Origin of the sequence: Sphingobacterium thalpophilum (assembly GCF_901482695.1) — a bacterium.
Lineage (GTDB): Bacteria > Bacteroidota > Bacteroidia > Sphingobacteriales > Sphingobacteriaceae > Sphingobacterium > Sphingobacterium thalpophilum.
In genome coordinates this window covers 2,494,177-2,511,854 of the sequence record NZ_LR590484.1, presented here as the reverse complement: position 1 = coordinate 2,511,854, position 17,678 = coordinate 2,494,177, and the positions used below count along the sequence as shown (strand labels likewise).

At 45.7% G+C, this 17,678-nt stretch carries 8 protein-coding genes; all 8 read right to left on the bottom strand.

Annotated elements, in window-relative coordinates:
- Nucleotides 1-97: 97 nt before the first annotated feature.
- The 8 genes from FGL37_RS10390 to FGL37_RS10355 all read right to left on the bottom strand — a co-directional run bounded on the left by FGL37_RS10390 (nucleotide 98) and on the right by FGL37_RS10355 (nucleotide 17,548).
- Complete coding sequence (locus FGL37_RS10390; RefSeq protein ID WP_051607312.1) at nucleotides 98-3,352, bottom strand: SusC/RagA family TonB-linked outer membrane protein; 3,255 nt, start codon at nucleotides 3,350-3,352, stop codon at nucleotides 98-100.
- An 87-nt stretch (nucleotides 3,353-3,439) separates the two neighbouring features.
- Nucleotides 3,440-4,906, bottom strand: coding sequence for a pectate lyase family protein (locus tag FGL37_RS10385; RefSeq protein WP_037534467.1), 1,467 nt, complete (start codon nucleotides 4,904-4,906; stop codon nucleotides 3,440-3,442).
- Between the two features lie 154 nt (nucleotides 4,907-5,060).
- The gene (locus FGL37_RS10380) at nucleotides 5,061-6,398 is read right to left on the bottom strand and encodes a pectinesterase family protein (RefSeq protein ID WP_138096781.1); all 1,338 of its coding nucleotides are present in this window, start codon (nucleotides 6,396-6,398) and stop codon (nucleotides 5,061-5,063) included.
- An 11-nt stretch (nucleotides 6,399-6,409) separates the two neighbouring features.
- A complete protein-coding gene (locus tag FGL37_RS10375) occupies nucleotides 6,410-8,143 on the bottom strand; it encodes a fibronectin type III domain-containing protein (RefSeq protein ID WP_138096779.1) in 1,734 nt (577 codons plus the stop codon).
- Nucleotides 8,144-8,217: 74 nt separating this feature from the next.
- Nucleotides 8,218-9,852: a DUF4957 domain-containing protein gene (locus FGL37_RS10370; protein ID WP_081818002.1), complete on the bottom strand. Its 1,635-nt coding sequence runs from the start codon at nucleotides 9,850-9,852 to the stop codon at nucleotides 8,218-8,220.
- A 45-nt stretch (nucleotides 9,853-9,897) separates the two neighbouring features.
- On the bottom strand, nucleotides 9,898-11,736 hold the full coding sequence (locus FGL37_RS10365) for a RagB/SusD family nutrient uptake outer membrane protein (protein WP_081818011.1): 1,839 nt from the start codon (nucleotides 11,734-11,736) through the stop codon (nucleotides 9,898-9,900).
- A gap of 7 nt (nucleotides 11,737-11,743) precedes the next feature.
- Nucleotides 11,744-14,980, bottom strand: coding sequence for a SusC/RagA family TonB-linked outer membrane protein (locus tag FGL37_RS10360; RefSeq protein ID WP_028072015.1), 3,237 nt, complete (start codon nucleotides 14,978-14,980; stop codon nucleotides 11,744-11,746).
- 411 nt (nucleotides 14,981-15,391) lie between these two features.
- A complete protein-coding gene (locus tag FGL37_RS10355) occupies nucleotides 15,392-17,548 on the bottom strand; it encodes a glycoside hydrolase family 65 protein (RefSeq protein WP_051607310.1) in 2,157 nt (718 codons plus the stop codon).
- Nucleotides 17,549-17,678: the final 130 nt, after the last annotated feature.

The window sequence follows — 17,678 nt, the reverse complement described above, 5'->3', positions numbered from 1 at the left end:
GTATGAATACGTTGTCTTCTGTAATTACCTGACCTCTCAAATTCATTGGGCTTATTTCTGTAAACATAAACTTTCGTTCCCCTATTTATTGCCCCCGTCAAAACGTCAAGTTGACACCAAGGACAAAACTTTTTGTCCTTGGATAGGCTGAATTGTCTACCCCCCGAGTTAAAATAGACGATGTCGATGCCACCTCGGGATCATAACCAGAAAACTTCGTAAACGTATGGATATTGTTAAGTGTGAGGAAAACTCTCATTTTTTGGATGAAAGCACGTTTTGACAGTTCTTGCGGCATCGTGTAGCCCAAGGTAACATTATTGATTCTCAAAAAGGAAGCGTCTTCTAGATAATAGTCCAATGCATCGCTGATGGCAATATTATTTGCTGCATTCAGGCTCCAGACGTGATCCTTCTCATGTTGGTTTGGGTTCAGTTCGGCCAGACGAACAAGATCCCTAGTTTCAGCCCCTGTATTCGGATCAATCAATGTAAATCGGCCGGCCATGCTTTTCAGAGCATTCTGATTCGGTAAATATGGCCCCATAAAGCGTTGGGTATTCATATTAAATGCCTTGTTGCCGTATGCAAAATTCAGAAATACATTTAAATCAAAATTTTTGTAGGAGAAGCTATTTCCAATTCCGCCGAAAAATTTCGGTTCTGGGCTCCCTATTACGGTCCGATCATTGGTCGACCACACCGGATTTCCGTTGCTATCGGTCTCACCAGCGGTCGGCATATATTTCACGTCTCCAGGTTTAATGGTTGACCTATTCTTTCCTTTTAGCGACGCTACCCCATCTTTTAAGCTGTAGCTACCGTCTGTATTTTGTATAAAATCATCTGTTGTATACACGCCATCAAATTTATAACCATAAAATTGTCCTACCGTCTCTCCCACTCGTGTAATAAAGTCAATTCTCGAACTGAGATTATTCAACATAAAATCATTGCCCTCGCTAGTAGATCCATACAGCCCTAGCGTTTTTGATCGGTTAAAGGTAATATTGAAGTTTGTCTGCCATTGAAAGTCTTGCCTTTTTATGTTTAATGTCCGCAAAGTAAATTCAACTCCGCGATTACGCAATGCTGCGACATTTTGGTTCTGATAACGATATCCTGTCGAAGTAGGAATGGTTTGTTTCAACAATAGATTACTTGATTTGTTTGAATAGAAATCTGTTGTCAAGCTAATTCTATTCTTTAGAATGGCGATATCCAATGCAATATTGGTCGTTTGTGTTTTCTCCCATTGCAACTCAGGATTCCCCAACAAATCACTTGGCTTTAATCCCACTACTTCAGTATTGTTTATCGCGGCTATTGTGGATCCATATAATGTAGCATAAGTCACATTTCCAATATTGTCATTCCCCGTGGAACCGTATCCGGCCCGTAGTTTTAATTGATCAAAAAAGTGTTGACCTTCCATAAAGTGCTCCTTATGAATATTCCAGGCTGCTGAGGCCGAAGGAAAGTAGCCCCATTGATGGTTTTCCTTGAACTTTGAATTACCGTCAGCACGTAAGGTAGCGGTAAAGAGATATCGGTCATTATAATTATAGATTGCTCTTGCAAATCCTGAAACAAGCCCATATCGACCTTCGTCAACGTCTGCGCGATCTATTCTCGTGGCAAGTGAAACATCATTGAGCCCGAAATTACTTTGCGGAAATCCATAATAGGTATGTCCCAAACTCTGATCTTTGGAATACAATACCTCATGCCCAATCATGAGGTTTAGATTATGCTTATCTAGCTGCCGTGTCCAAGACAGGGTATTGGTCAGCTGCCACTGATAACCTTCAGCATTACTTCGGGATCCGTATGGCCCACCATTATTTCGGGCATTCACCGTACGGCCGTCATCCCACATGTCATTCCTGCTGTGCTTCCACTGATACGATCCTGCAGTGCGAAAAGTAAAATCTTTGAGAAATTTGATATTCAATCCCAAGTTGACAACGGCCAAACGACTAGCCTTCGCCTTAGTGATGGCATCGTTCATAATAATCGGGTTATAAATATCATATTGTGAGTCTGTTGCCTGAAGCTCCTCAGCGATATCAGCATGCAGCAATTGCTCGTCAGTAAACCGAATTCCGCCCGTTACTGGTTGCAAGATGGACATCTTTAGCATGCCTCCCAACGAACCTCCTCCTTGTGTATTTGCATCTTGCAACAAAGTATTAAAATCCAGATCTACGCCCCTAAAGAGATTGTGGTTGACTTTGGCTCTGATGCTATTACGATTAAAGCCTGATTTAGCCAGGATACCATCCTGGCTCATGTTGTTATAACTAAGCATCAGTTTGGTTTTTTCATTGCCGCCATTGATATTGACATTATGGCTTTGTAGCACCGCCGAGCTGCCAAAAACTTCCTGTTGCCAGTCGATTCCCGTACGATTACCGTACTGTTGCTTTATGCGCGTATACGCATTGCTACCAAAATCTGGAGCTGTAGGATCTCCTCCAAACATATTTGCGAACTGCTGCTGCCTGCCACCTAAGGTCTGGTACTCGTATTGGTATTTTACATAATCCTCTACACCCAATAGTTCCAGCTTCTTACTTAGCGTTTCAAAACTGAAATAGGTATTATAATCTATATTGGTTCGTCCAGATTTTGCCGACTTTGTCGTTATCAATATCACGCCGTTGGCACCTCTCGACCCATAAATTGCAGAAGCAGAAGCATCTTTAAGCACATCGACACTCTCGATGTCGCTTGCATCCACGTTATTTAACCCACCTTCCAAAACAAATCCATCTACGATAACCAGCGGATTGCTAGATCCCGAAAAGCTTGTACCACCACGAACGGTAACATTAACAGCTGATCCCGGGGCCCCACTTTGGGTGACGATATTAACGCCTGCAATTTTTCCAGTCAGCGCTTGGGCGGTCGTTGTCACGGGAATATCTTTAATTTCGCTTCCTTTAATTGACCCAACTGCCCCAGTTAAATCTCTCTTTCTCGCAGTGCCATAACCAATGACAACAACCTCGTCCAGATCACGATTGGATTTCTTCAACTGTACTCTAATAGGCGCATTTCCTTGAACAGTAACTGTTGCTGGCTCGTAGCCTACGCTCGACAATTGCAAAATATCCCCATCTCTCGCGATATATTGGAACACGCCTTTCGAGTCGGTTTGGATGGTTCGATCGGTACCGTTGACCCGGATACTGACTCCAGTGAGCGGCACATTGCCTTCGTCGACAACGATACCCGAAATCTTGTTCGATTGCGCCCACAGATGAACTGGCAAAGCTAAAGTGATCAAAGCCAGTTTAAACTTTGAACGAAACAGTAGTGGTTTGTCTTTTGATATATTTTTCAACATGGATATATAATTGATTGTATTTGATCTTGTGTCTCGTATTTCCTGGAGACAAAGAAATACGAGGAAACAGCTGCTATGCCTAAGAAATTATTTACCTGTTTTTTTCTGTTGTGCCAATAAAATCAGATAGGCCTCTATATTGAGGTATCCGCTGAACAAGGGATGGCTACTCGGCGTCAGCGCATCTGCACCATTATTTTTGTCCAGTTTTAGTCTTTCCTCCCAAATATCAGGTATACCGTCTCCGTCCGAGTCGGCGAGCGGTTCTGCCGGCTCAAACCGGCCAAGCCCACCGTTATCCAGGGGCAGATCCGATTCACGGTAAGTGTAAAACCCCCGGGTACCTTTGCTCCGCAGTTCCTGAATTAAAAAGGCATCGACCTGATCTCTTCTGGGCAAGATCGCACCCACATGATCGACCAAGTAGGCATAGGCTTCTTTGGCACTCAATTTAGGCCTAAGGGTAGGATAAGTCCCATAAAAGTCGGACGTCTTAAAGTTGTCTGCCGTAAGTCCGTGATACCAGACTTCGGTAGCTTCAATGAGTTGCCCATCCAGTTTACCATTCTGATTGTTGTCAAAATAATTGCCAGACTGATACAGATTAAAGTTGCCGTTTCCTCTAGAAAATGGAGTTCCTTTCGTCTTTGGAGTTGAGGGCCCTCCCACAAAATAATTATTTAATATCGTCACGTTAGACTCTCCGGATGACTCACCGCCAAGAATATAGGCGTCTGCAGATATGGCATGATCGGGATAGCTGGTGTTGGCATTTCCAAAGTTATAGACAACGTTATTTACAAACTCATTGATGCCTTTCACTTTTGGATTTCTTGTCTTATTACTATGATACAGCGATCTGATGATGGATATTCTCCCACCGGTCTGTATCAAGCCTCCTGCCGAGTGATTATGGCGATGGAGGCCTTGTCCGATAATTGAATTCTGAATGGTAATACTATCCGGCTCGTAACCCTTTTTGTCCCAATTGATGGAAAATACTTCATCCAGTCCCCAGGTAAAGGACATATGATCAAGCATGATATTGTTGCCATTGGCTATACCGGATGCATCATCACTTTTACCGGCACCTGCATTTGCGCCAAGCCGGATGCGGATAAAACGTGCAATCGTCCCATTTGATCCGGAAAAAGAAACTTTTCTTCCGTACAGAACAATTCCATCGCCCGGCGCTGTATGCCCGGCAATGGTGGTGTTTGCAGCAACGGCTAGATTGGATTTTAATTTAATGATTCCGGATACGTTAAACAATACAAAACGTCCGGGCTTGCTCACAGCATCACGGAACGAGCCCGGACCGCTGTCCTCTAAATTGGAAACAACATAAACAGTCGGTGCAGCTGCACCTCTGGCGCCCTTCGCAAAGCGGCCAAAGCCTTCCGCCCCAGGAAAAGCAAGTAGCCTTCCGTCTTCAGTTGTAGCATTACTTTCCGTCCATTCAATCCATTCCAATCTGGAAACAAGTGGATCTTTGGAACAAGAAAGAAGAATCATAGCCAAAGCGCCAAAAGAAAATAGACTCTGTCTTTTCATAATGATGAGATTTTCAAGCCAACCGGTGCCGGCTTGGGGTTTATAATTGTTATCTATTGGTATACACAATATTACAAAATGCAACCGGTTTCATCATCCTGCACTGTACTGTTGTATGTCAAAAGGACACTAGGGTATCGTAGCTTGTTTCCTCCTATTTTTTGTGCTTTGTTACTATCCGCGCGTTTTCCGGTAAAAAGGCCGGTTCCCAGCCATCCAACACCTTCTCTTTTGTATATCGCTCTGCTTCTGCATCGGTCAGCTGATGTGACCAGCTAACACGGCTGTTTATATGAGCTCCTTCGCCACTACTCTTATATTCAGCATAATACGCCGTCTTTTCATTCTCCGCATTTCCCCAGTTATGCCAGCCAAGAGCACGGATATGTTTTCCCATCTCACTCGTTAAAAAGACCACTTTAGCATAGGGCCGCCAAGGCCGTCCTAACCAAACCTCCGATATGTTGTTTGCAGCCGTTAGTTTACAGTCAACAAACACATAGCCATACTGCTGTTCAGCTGGTGTCGAGGCTGCTGTAATATAGCCGCCAGTACGATTGCTATGCACCTGACATTTGGAGAATAAAGTTGTGGAACCTCCAAAAATAAAATCCACAGAGCCTTCTATATAGCAATTTTCCAACAGGGACTTTGTTCCATTGTGTCCGTACCAAGTATCCTGATACCCCAACATTTTACAATCTTTAAAGGCCGACCTAGCCGCATCGACATATAAAGCAACGGCCTGTCCGGCGTCCATGCCAGCGGAATTCTCGAAAGTAAGTCTCTCCCCTATAAATTGATCACCTTTTATATATACCGAACGCGAATCCGCAGTTCCGTAGCTCCCACCGCCGGGTTTAGGCTTACCACTGTGGTTGTCAAATGTCAGGATAGTCGTTTCTTTATCCTCACCTATAAGATGGATAAAGGGTTTATTTTGCGGTATTTCGACGACTTCCTTATAGATTCCCGACTTGATGTAGATATAAATCGGCTGTGTCCTATTGGCCGGAACAGCATCAATAGCTTCCTGAACCGACGTATAATCTCCAGATTCATCCTTTGCAACAATGATATCTGGTACGAGGTCCTCTTGGGGTGCCGCTGCCGTGGTGAACGTCTTCACCTGTTTTTTGGAGGTCAAAGACGCTGATGCCAGGCTTATACTCCGTAGCCTGACTGTATAATCGCTGCTCGCATCCAAGGCTTCAAAGGTATAGCGGGTATCCGTAATCGTATCGGACCGCTGCAAAGCAGACGCAAATGCAGTTCCTTTGGATAGTTCTACAAAATAGCCATCAGCACCGGCAATGGGATTCCAGCTGACGGTTGCTTGATTATGCTGGCTTTCAATATATATCTCCTGGGGGCCTTCTAGCTCAGAAAGCATTTGTTGATTATACAGCATTTCATTTTTGCAGGAAAGCAGCGATAGCATACTGCTTATATAGACCATGCTATTCGTCCGATTGAACATTTGTTTTTTCATTGCAGTCAGATTTAATATAAATGTTTTACCAGACTATTTAGATATACTTCAATATTGTCGTAACCCTTGCTTAAGTCTCTACCATTGGCATTGGCCTTCGTCGGATCTAGTTTATTGGCGATCTCCCACGCATCTGGCATGCCGTCCTCATCGCTGTCTTTTGGTATTGTTCCTTGTTTGAGCTGAGGCCATCCACCCACATCATCTTGTGAGTCAATTATGCCATTCCGGCTCCGCTCATCACCACTAGATCCGTCCGCCGTAAAATTTCCATTCTTAACTGTATTTATAATCCGGACATCAGCATCATCCCGTACGAGTGAGGCACCCACTTTTTCCAGAACGGCTTGATAAGCCTGTTCAGCCAATTCGGTTTCCACATTATCTTCGATAGGCAAAGCTGCTGACAAGCGAATGGCACTTAGTGTAGCCTGATCCAGTATGCCATATTTGGCGTTAAACTGGTTGGCTACTCCATAGCTCCAATTATCGGCATTTACCTGTTCATTACCCTCGATTACATTTCCATGTACATAAAATTTCCCCCAGACATTGTAAATTGGCGAAGCCTCATTTTTTTCGTATTTGTCAATGGACACTATTCTTCCGCGCACACCCGAGCGGGTTGCGGGGCCGGGTTTATAATAATTATTGACCATATTGACGTTCATCGCTTCCCCCCCATACCCACTGTTGCTCGCCCAGTTGTAAAAAACATTATTCCGGATATCCACAAGATCCGTCAACGCGTAGGATGTTCCTTCCCGTTCGCCAAGTCGTGGGTTTCTGCTATCATGATGCGCGATGAGGTTGTGATGAAACGTAGCCTTCTTTCCCCCCCATATTGCTCCATAGCCGTGGGCTCCTTTTGCATGCGCCGATAAGCGCAAGCTTTCGGCAATGATACACCATTGCATGGTGAAATTTTCATTGTTATAGAATGATGCGCATTCATCGGTAGACCAGCTCATAGAGCAGTGGTCAACCAGTATATTTTTGCGTTCAAAACCACCTACAGCATCCCCTTCCACCTGCTGCCGGTCTCCCATCCGGAAACGTAAAAACCGAATGACAATGTTATCGGCTTTTATGCTCACGGGATAATCCTGCAGGCAGATACCATCTCCGGGCGCTGACTGTCCGGCAATGGTCAGATCGCCATTCTTGATATCCAGATTGCTCTTGAGCGTAATATTGCCAGATACCTCAAAGACAACGATACGGGGACCAGTTTGATTCAGGGCATCTCTTAAACTTCCGGGACCAGAATCCTGCAGGTTGGTCACCTTGATGACCTTTCCTCCACGGCCTCCGGTAATCTGCCGCGCAAAACCTTCGGCCCCAGGAAAAGCATATACCTGCTCCACAGCAACAGCTCCTGTCTGAAAGGACTTGTATATGCTCCGCGATGTAAATGCCGGATTATCCTGATCTATCGCCCGAATCCGTAAGGTATAATCTGTCTTGGGTTTTAAATCAGCAAAGGCATATTGCTCATTTTGAATGGTATCGCTGGAGTAAACCACCTTACCGAAAGATGTTCCTTCTGCCAATTGCAGAAAATAGCCATCTGCCAGCGGATCCTTTGTCCAGCTAAAATTTACCTTTGTTCCTTCGACCTGCACATTTAGGTTTGAAGGGTCTGCCAAAACTCCCCCGTTGTTAGGCTGCTGTACAATGGATTTTGAGCATGCGGCATACATGCCAACCGTAGTTAACAGTAGTACTGTTGATAATTTCATCATGTTAAGTAAGGTTTAAATTGGGTATAGTTATTCCTATATAGCCGATCACTCAGCTATATAGGAATCGGTTATTTTTATGGTCTCCAACGTGGATCTCCGGCATCATCTTTACCAGCAAAACCGTTATCCTTAATCCGGAAATTGCCCAGAGCTGGATCTGCAAATAAATCCGTGCTTTTCTTGGTATAATCAAGTGTGGGCAGAGGAACTAGATCAGACGCTTCTTTCCAGGTAAAATCGGCCGTACGGTAATTTCTGCTGGCTGTAATCTGTGTACTTGGGTTGATCCTTATCCCTCCAAGGGTTTTGTTTGTCGCATTAGGATCTGCGGACTTCGGATCACCGAATATCAAGCCTGCGATTGTGAGTCCACCAGCAATGGTATTTTTTGTTCCATCAAAATCTATAAAGTTTCTTCCCGAAAGCGGGGCACGATAAAATGTGACGTGTTCAATCTTGTAAAGGCCGCTGGCATTGTTTTTACTGGCGAGGAATGCATCTGCGTTATAGACTGTTGAATTTTCCAATGAAAAATTATTGACCGCCGACTTATTGTCATCGACTGTTAATACAGCATAGCCCCCAATGTTATAAATGATACAATTGGAAAAAGTCTGTTGCCCGACAGTGATGCCGCCTCTGTACCTGGTCACTCCGCGCACATCGTGTATGATACAGTTTTCAAATGCCAACAAATCGATAGTTGCCGTCGTATTCGGATTGAAAATATATTTAGTACCTGCATCATTGCTAAATAATTCGAGATCAACAAAGGCCAGCTTGGCCATATTACTATTCGCTGTAATGCCAAAATTGGATATTCCACTTAAGGACAATCTTGCTTTGGCGCTCACCAATGGATTATCTTCAGACATTATGGTTATCGATTTACTAAAGTTAACCGCACCTGATATTTCATATGTTGCCCCTTTTTTCAGCAAGATGGTCGCCCCGGCATTCGCTTTGGCGATGGCCTCGCCCAAATTAACAGTTGCAGGATCTTCTTTGCTTAAATCTATTATCTCTCCGCTCAAAGGTTCTTTTGTTGTGTAACTATTTTCACCCCTAAACTTCTCACCGCTATACAGTGCCACACGATAGGCTGTAGCCGCTGTTAGATTTTCAATCAATAACCAGCCATTCGCTATATTCTGGGCTGTAAGCGGGATGGTCTGCACGAGTGTTTCCTGAGCAGACTCAGCAGCTACGCGGAAGACCTTTACCGTTGTCACGGCCTCACCTTCGTTTTTCCATTTAAAAAGAATACGGTTCATACCGACATCCGACGGAACCGGAAGGTGGACGATTGTGGGAAATCGCGGTGTTTTTACTTCGCCAAAATCCGCTGGTCTCGAGTTCTTTGCTGGATCCGAAGGATGTAAAGCGGTCACCCGAACTTGATAAAGCTGCTGCCACAGCAGGTCGTCTACGGTCCCTCCGGTAGTATCCACGACCTCTACTGACTTTGCTACGGTCTTAAAGGTATCCACACTGACCTCTATGGTATATCCGGCGGCACCTTCGGTCTGTCGCCAGGCAACATCAATATAATTGCCGGAGGCCTGTAAAGAACCTTTGATGGCAGGCCTGAATAAACGGGGAGCATCCCCCTGAAGCTCGGCAGTCCACTCTTTTTTACATCCCGTCAGGAATAGCATAACCATTCCACAAAGGACGATTGAATTTAATATAGCTGAAATACGTTTCATCTTGTTATATTTTTGTTTCCATCAATCTGCTGTGTTTTCACCTGATCAGAAATTATAGCCTTCATTTTTTAATGTTCCTAGGCTGCTGGTTACCGTCGAACTATGCAACGGCAATATATAGGGAACAGGAGACAGTCCGGTATCATCCTTATATCCGCGCCATGAACGTAAAATATAGTCGGCAGGACGCTGCTCTTTATCATTGTATAAGGCCTTGAGCCAATTGAGGGCGGTAAATCCGTCGGGGTTGTCGCCCTTTGACGGACTGTCTTTTATTTTGGGTGGTACGACGACTTGTCTGAATAGTCCACCGTACCATTCGATGGTCTTATCTGCTTTCAGCCGATAATAGAGTGTACCCGGTAGAGTAGCATAGGGTCCGGCTCCATTAAAGGTGTTTTCTCCTATTTCGGCAAGGATCTTACGATTTTCAGCAATTTTTTTACCGAAGAGATTCCACCGAATTAAATCATAATGACGAATACATTCGCCTCCCAGTTCCCAGGCCCTTTCGTCCACGATAGCATCAAAGAAAGTACGCTTACTGCCTGCGACCTGATTTACGTACTGATCAACTTTGCTCGCCCAGGCGGTTTCCTGAAAAGCACGTTTTCGCACCAGTTTTAATGCCTCCTGAGCTTCCAAAGTTGGGCCGTTGAGCTCATTTTCACTTTCCGCATACATCAGGATAACATCCGAAAGACGCATGATCGGCCAGTTGATCCCTGTACCTTTCGCCGAATTTGCGCCAGAAGGGGTCGGCATCAATAATCTGTTCCACTTACCTATACCGATCCCTGTTGCCGAGATCGTAGCCTGCTCGAGTTTGTTGTTATATTTGATGAACGAAGCGGTCTTGAACAGTCGTGTATCTAGCGTATCAAAACTGTAGACATAGGCCGGATTATACGGCATATAACTTGAGCCAGAGCCATATGGGTGTTCACCTGCGTCTACAGCGACGCCTATATTCCACCCCACATCTCCGAAACCCGGCGCAAAGGCCACTTCGTAGAGCACATCGGTTTTGCTGTCTACAATCCACTTGCTCTGGTTGTCAAATACATCGCCAAATTTGGGGTGCAGCTGATGTCCCGATTCATCCATTACCTTTTTACTGTATTCCCGGGCAATTTTATAGTAGTTGAGATAATCCTCTTTTCGTCGCATGGTCATATCCGGATACAGCCAATATCCGCCGCGACATAAGGCGAGCCGGGCGATAAACCCTTGGGTAAACTCACGGTTGACAGTCTCTACACCATAGGTCAGCTGAGAGGCTGGTTTCATATGGGGAACAATACTGATCAGATCCGCGATCAAGGTACTTAAAATCGTATCCCTTCCAGTGCGTGCTAAATACAGATTATCACCGCCCTGAGTCGGCTTTAATTTAAAGGGCACGTCGCCCCAGTAATTCACTAGCCAGTAATACCACATAGCCCGTAGTGTCTTGGCCTCTCCAAGAAGCTGCTTCATATCTGCATGATCGGCCATAGGTGACTGCTCAATCCCCTCGATCGCCAGATTGGCCCGATTTATAGCACTATAGGCGTTGTTCCAGACCGTCCTGATGTCACCGTTACCGTCTGTCGCTTCCAACGACCAGATATCGCGCCTTGAATTTTCCGGAGCAGCTCCCACACCCCCCACTTCTATATCCGTGTTGGGGATGAATGCGTTTGACAGCCGTGAGGTGAAAGCATCCTGGTTAAACAACGCATAGATGCTGCTTACACCTTTGGTGGCATCGCTGACATTTGCATAAATTATCTCCTGTGTAAAATTGGAAGGCGAGTCGGTGTCCAAAAACTTTTCACAGGAAACAAAGGCCAGTGAAAAGATGACCGCGATATAGCTGGATTTTATAAAATACTTTCTCATGTGTTTACTATTTAAAATTGACATTCAGACCGAACGTAAATGTTCTACTCTTGGGATAAGCCGAATAATCCACTCCGGGCGTCAGGGCGGCGTACGCACTGCTCCGCGTGGTTGACACTTCAGGGTCATAACCTGAATAGCTGCTCCAGACAAAGGCGTTGTACACCGTAGCGAAGAGACGCAGGGAGGAGATACCCATACGGGAGGTCAGCTGTTTGGGTAAAGTATAGCCCAAGGTCACATAGGACAGACGCAGAAAGGATCCATCTTCGATCGCATCTGAAGTCAACACTGGTGAGGCCGTGCCCATAGAAAAGGGCGACCAAACCTTGGCATCTTTATTTAAGGCAGCCAGTTCGTCCAGACCAGTAACCAGCTCCCCGGCTTCGTTGATATACTTATATCGGTCCTGAGAATTCATGCGATCCGATATATTGCCAAAAGTAGTCCGATATAGCATATTATACTGGATTCTGCCCGTGTTATAAATATCGTTCCCATAGACCCAGTTGAAGAATGTGCTTAAGTCAAAATTCTTATACCTGCCATTGAACCCGAAGCCGCCCGAGTGTTTGGCCAGGGCATTCCCGATGACCATACGATCTCCCTCGGCTGTGATCTGTCCGTCGCCATTAAGATCCTTTAGTTTCATTGTGCCCGGCCTGATCCCCAGCGTCCCCCCGAGAATGCCCTGTGACGAAGCGATTCCGTCCTTGAGGGTGTAAGAACTGCCGCCGTTGTAAGAGTCAAAATCATTTGAGGTATAAAAGCCATCTGCAACGTAACCATAGATCTGCCCAATGGTTTCGCCGACATTAAAAAGATAGTCGTCCTGAGTCTTGAGGTCAGTTCCGGCCCAATTGGACTGTAGGATACGCCTGTTGTTGCCATCCAGTTTATCAATCGTCGGAATATTGCGGCCTATGTTGAACGATAGGGTCAATCCATAATCCGGCTTCTCGATCAGGGGCGCGGTCAGTCCTATTTCTATCCCTTTGTTGCTCGTCTGGCCAAGGTTAATAAGCTGTTTGGTAAAACCATTGTATGCTGGTATCTCATTGTCAATGATCAAGTCTTTGGTCGTATTTTTATAGATGTCGATAATAGCAGAAAGCTTATTGTTGAATAGGCTGAAATCCAAACCCAGGTTGCGCGATACAGTGGTTTCCCAGCGTAAATTGGGGTTTGGTAAAGAAGAATTTAAAATGTTATAGTAGGTCTGGTTGATGTCGCCTGCGCCGTAAGGGCGGTTTTGACTGGGCCCGTACAACAGCCTCCAGGCATCGTTTGCTATCCGGTTATTCCCGGCTTGACCATAACTCAAACGCAATTTCAGGTCATTGACAAAGTCGACCTCCTTCATGAAGCCTTCTTCTTTAATTTTCCAGGCAAACGAGGCCGATGGAAAATAACCCCAGCGCTTGCCTGGAGCAAATTTGCTACTTCCATCTGCCCGCAGAGTGGCATAGAGGATATATTTATCCAGATAAGCGTAATTGACACGTCCAAAAAATGAGACAAAATCTTCCCCACGCGCTTCGTAAGTTTCCATACGTTCTGGAGTACCCAAAGCCATGTTGGCAAACAAGACATCCGGTGTTATATTTTCATCAAAATATTTTGCCCGGTTCAGGCTGCTGTTGCCATTGGTAAAACTCAGTTCATGTCCGAGCAGGAAATTGAGGTTATGCTTTTCATTTTTCAACGCAGTGTAGTTGGCCGTATTCACAAAGCGGTAGACACTTGCCGAGGAAAGATCGATCTGTCCCAGCGGCAAGTTTAACCCCACATTACGTGATTCGCCGGTCAACGGCCCCCAATACCGTTTATTATTTCCGTCGCGGAGCGAAATTGCCGCTTCAGAGCGCAATGCAAGATTGCGTACTGGATTATAGGTAATTGCAGCTCCCAAGCTTAAATCTCTTGTTTTGCGTTGTCTATAATCCTGTTTGGCGAGTTCAATCGGATTGATCAAGCTCCGTAGAAAATTATCGTAATCATCTTCCCCATCGACAATGGTGGTAGGATCAATGACCATGTGGTCCACCAGCCCATTGATCGGTCTAGTCTGGATACCATCGGAGATGCGTACGCTTGATGTGCCGGAGGTTCCGGCCCCGTCAATCACATTATGCGTGTAGCGCGCCGACAGATCCAATTTTAGATTTTTATAGAGTTCATGATTCAATTTGAAATTAAAATAATAACGCTTTTGCCCTGAGTTGAGCATCAGGCCCTCATCTTTGTTGTAGGTATTGTTAAAACCCCATTTCGTTTTTTCGGTCCCGCCAGAGATGGATAGGTTGTGCTGGCTGGAACGGACTGCTCCGCCAAACAATTCGTCCTGCCAGTTGGTACCCGCCTGATACTTGTACAGTTCAAGATCATCATACTCGCCAAAAAACTTCTTAAAATTGCTATACTCATTGGAATTTGTCCCGCGGATCATTCCATATTCGTAATGCAACAGCGCAAATTCGTAGGGAGAAAGCACCCCGAGCTCTTTTGGCATGTATTTACTCTGGAAGAAATTGTTGTAGCTGATGCTGGTCTTGCCGGCCTTTGGGCTCTTGGTGGTCACGATCACAACCCCGTTGGCTCCTTTTGACCCGTAAATCGCTGTGGAGGAAGCATCCTTTAGTACATCAATGGATTCGATATCCGAGGCCGAGATATCATTGAGGTTATTGACGATAAAACCGTCCACAATATATAAGGGAGCGTTGTCCTGCGTAATGGAACCACCACCTCTGACCCGGATGACGATTTCGGCGCCGGGAGCACCATCAACGGTCGTCACCTGTACCCCCGGCAGTCTACCGGTCAGTGCTTCGGCAACGTTGACAACCGGAGCTTTCTCCAGCTCCTTGCCTTTGATCGAGCTCACAGCTCCGGCAAGATCTTTACGCGACACAGTACCATAGCCAATAACGACCACCTCATCCAGTCCTTTAGCGTCCTCCTGCAACGTGACGATCAGCTGGTCGCCCGGCGGGACAGGCTTTTCCGTGCGAATAAAACCTACGGACGAAAAAACCAAGGTATCGCGCAGCGATTCGACCAAGATCGTATATCGCCCGTCTTTGTTGGTACTGGCCTGTTTGCTTTTCCCTTTGATACTCACCGTTACACCCGAGAGGGGCTGAGTATCCGGACCGTAGACTGTACCCACAATTTTCTTTTCCTGAGCCAAACCGAGCTGTGCAACGGACATCAGAAACAGTAAAGTTTTGAGTTTTCTCATATTAAGCTATAATTTTGAATTGGTTATTACTTAAGCACGCTTGACAAAATTTTTGAATCATACGATTCCGTCCCGGAAAAGGCTTAAAAGATTCAATAAAATTGTCCAGCAAAGATTATATTGGTTATTTTCCTGCGTTCGTAATAACAATAATACATGAAAACAGGCTCTCTATGCTATAAAACAGGAATTAAAATTACGCAATCGATGCCGGCAACGTTTGCAGGACAGTTCAGGACAGTGATCCGTAACAACCGGTTGCAAAAAAAAACGCACTGCTTGACAGTGCGCTTTAGAGGATCGTATTCCTCATGTCATCTTCCGATGAATGGCCGACAATTAACGATCAGATCATCAAGCAATGCCGTCATCTTGCTCCTAGGCATGCGATGACTTTATATTGTGCAGCTTCTAGGGCATCTTTTTAAACCCTTCTTTTTTTATGACCCATCTCCCATCTTTCGGAAACCCCGGCAAATCACCGGAAGATGCATCCCAGCCTTCAAGCATCATCGCCACAGTAGTCAGTACACCACCATTGCCGGGTAAATATATACGCAGGCGCCCATCCTGATAGTTATGCCCGTTTTTGAGGTATGTATTGGTCTGGACATTCATGAATAAAGCGTCCAGCGCTTTATGTGGCAGGTTCAGCCGTGCAGCATTCATGGCAGTCATTGGAAAATCCCAACCCCATGTTTTCTCCCAATGCCATTTCGACAGCACGAGGTCTAAGGTATTTTTCATGATTGCTTTATCCAGTTTCGGTGACTCTGGCACCATTCCCAAGGCACCGAGGACCGCAGGATGGTCTGTCATCCATCGATCAAAAGTGTAAGAGTCCGGAGCTGTCTGGGTAGCCAGATATACCTGATCTCCGATAGGTAAGGGCGCTAATTTTTCGATCACATCATCCCATTTTGCTACCCGGGGTTCGCCTAATCGTTCTTTCCACTTCTGAGCCGTACGAAGTGCCCAATCCCAATACGCCACCTCATAAGTCGGATTCATGGTTTCCGAAGCCTTAAATACTTCCTGCGCCGGGATCACTCCTTTACCAATATTGTACCGACCTGTCAGGCTATCGTAATGTGCAAAGTCTGCCATAAATTCGGCGGTTGCAAACACGAGGTCTTTATATTTTTTTAAGACAGCCAAACGCTCTTTATCACGGTAAGCCAGCTCAGTCATATAAATAATATGTGGCTGCTGCCATACCAAAAAGGCCGCTACAGATGAAGGGCTTTCGTTCCCTTCATTGTCGGACATCTTTATCCATCTTACCCCTTGATATCCCTGCCGTTTTGCCAGGGCCCGTGCTTTTTCAAATGTCCGGAAATAATAATCCAGGGTTTTCTCCATAAGCTCCGGGCGCCCCCAGAGGGCAAAATGGACAGCATGCCACCAATGCATCTCGGTATGGGGCTTACCGTACCAGCTGTTGAAGGTGAGCCCTGTCTCTTGTGGTGGATTGCTACCTCCACATTGTACCTTTGTTAAATATTGGGAAAGCACCACTCTTCTTTCCAGTTCATTTGCCCGTGGATCTGTACTGCCTGCAAAATCAACCGCAGCTCCACTCTCCCAAAAAAGCTTCCACTGCTGTGTACTTTCGCGCGCCGCGTCTTGGTAATTTCGACTATTGTGTCCGGCTTTACTCGTGGCAGCAAACGCAAAAGAAAATTCGAAAGCCTTCAGATCCGCTGCCGGTTGATAAACAAAATAATGCGGCGCGGTATTTTGGAAAGTCCCTTGCGAAAACTGCAGTTCCGTAAAATAATCCGTACCCTGCAGCTGGTGGCTGATGACAGCACCCCGAGACGAACTACTGACAATAAGCGTTTTGTGATCATCCACCTGCGTATAGTTTGTCCCCTCATCTAAAAATTGACCACTGGGATAGGGATATTGGATAAATACTCTCAGCCGCTCCTTGGCGATCAACGGGGAGCGCACATGTACAGCTACGGCGTCCTGTGTCTGATAAGATGCCGTTTTCACAACTACGGGGTCCCCGTCAACGCTAAACTCACTTATTATCATCCCCGTCCACAGATCCAGTTCCTGACGAATGTTTTTAATGTCATTTATCGCTGCCCGTCGGCCATCTTTGCAGTAAAATTCCAGCCCCACGTTGCCCAGTTGCAGACGGTGTTTATTTTCCCTGAAATAATTTACGGCTGCGGCATTCCGCGGCGGTTCTTTAAGCTGAACACTGTATTTAGCATCGCGCCCTTCATTGTTGAAATCATATGATTTTAATGTTTCCTCAAAAGCATAGTTCTCTGTGTTGGGAAAGGAATCCCAGCCCCATTCGGACTGAGTGCCTAATGACACCCCATATCTGTAGTATAGGGGGAAAGACTGCATGCCTGTTGCATCAACAGTGTATGCAAAGGCCCCGTTACCCACGGTAAGGGACGCCAGCGTATCCATCATCAGGTTGCGTACATTATGCCTTTTGACTACCAGTTCACGGTCAATTTTGCCGATACGCTGTGCTAGACACAGCATCGGGCACAGCAAGGTCATCATAACAGTCGCAGTAATTTTCGAATTTATTTTCATCTGAATACAATTGTTTTTGACACATTTTTTTATGCCGATCTTTATCGACTGGCCGATACTCCCGCTAGACGCTCCACCATGGACGCGTCATTATCAAGGCTTATGCCGAACCAGCCGGTTTTCCGTGATC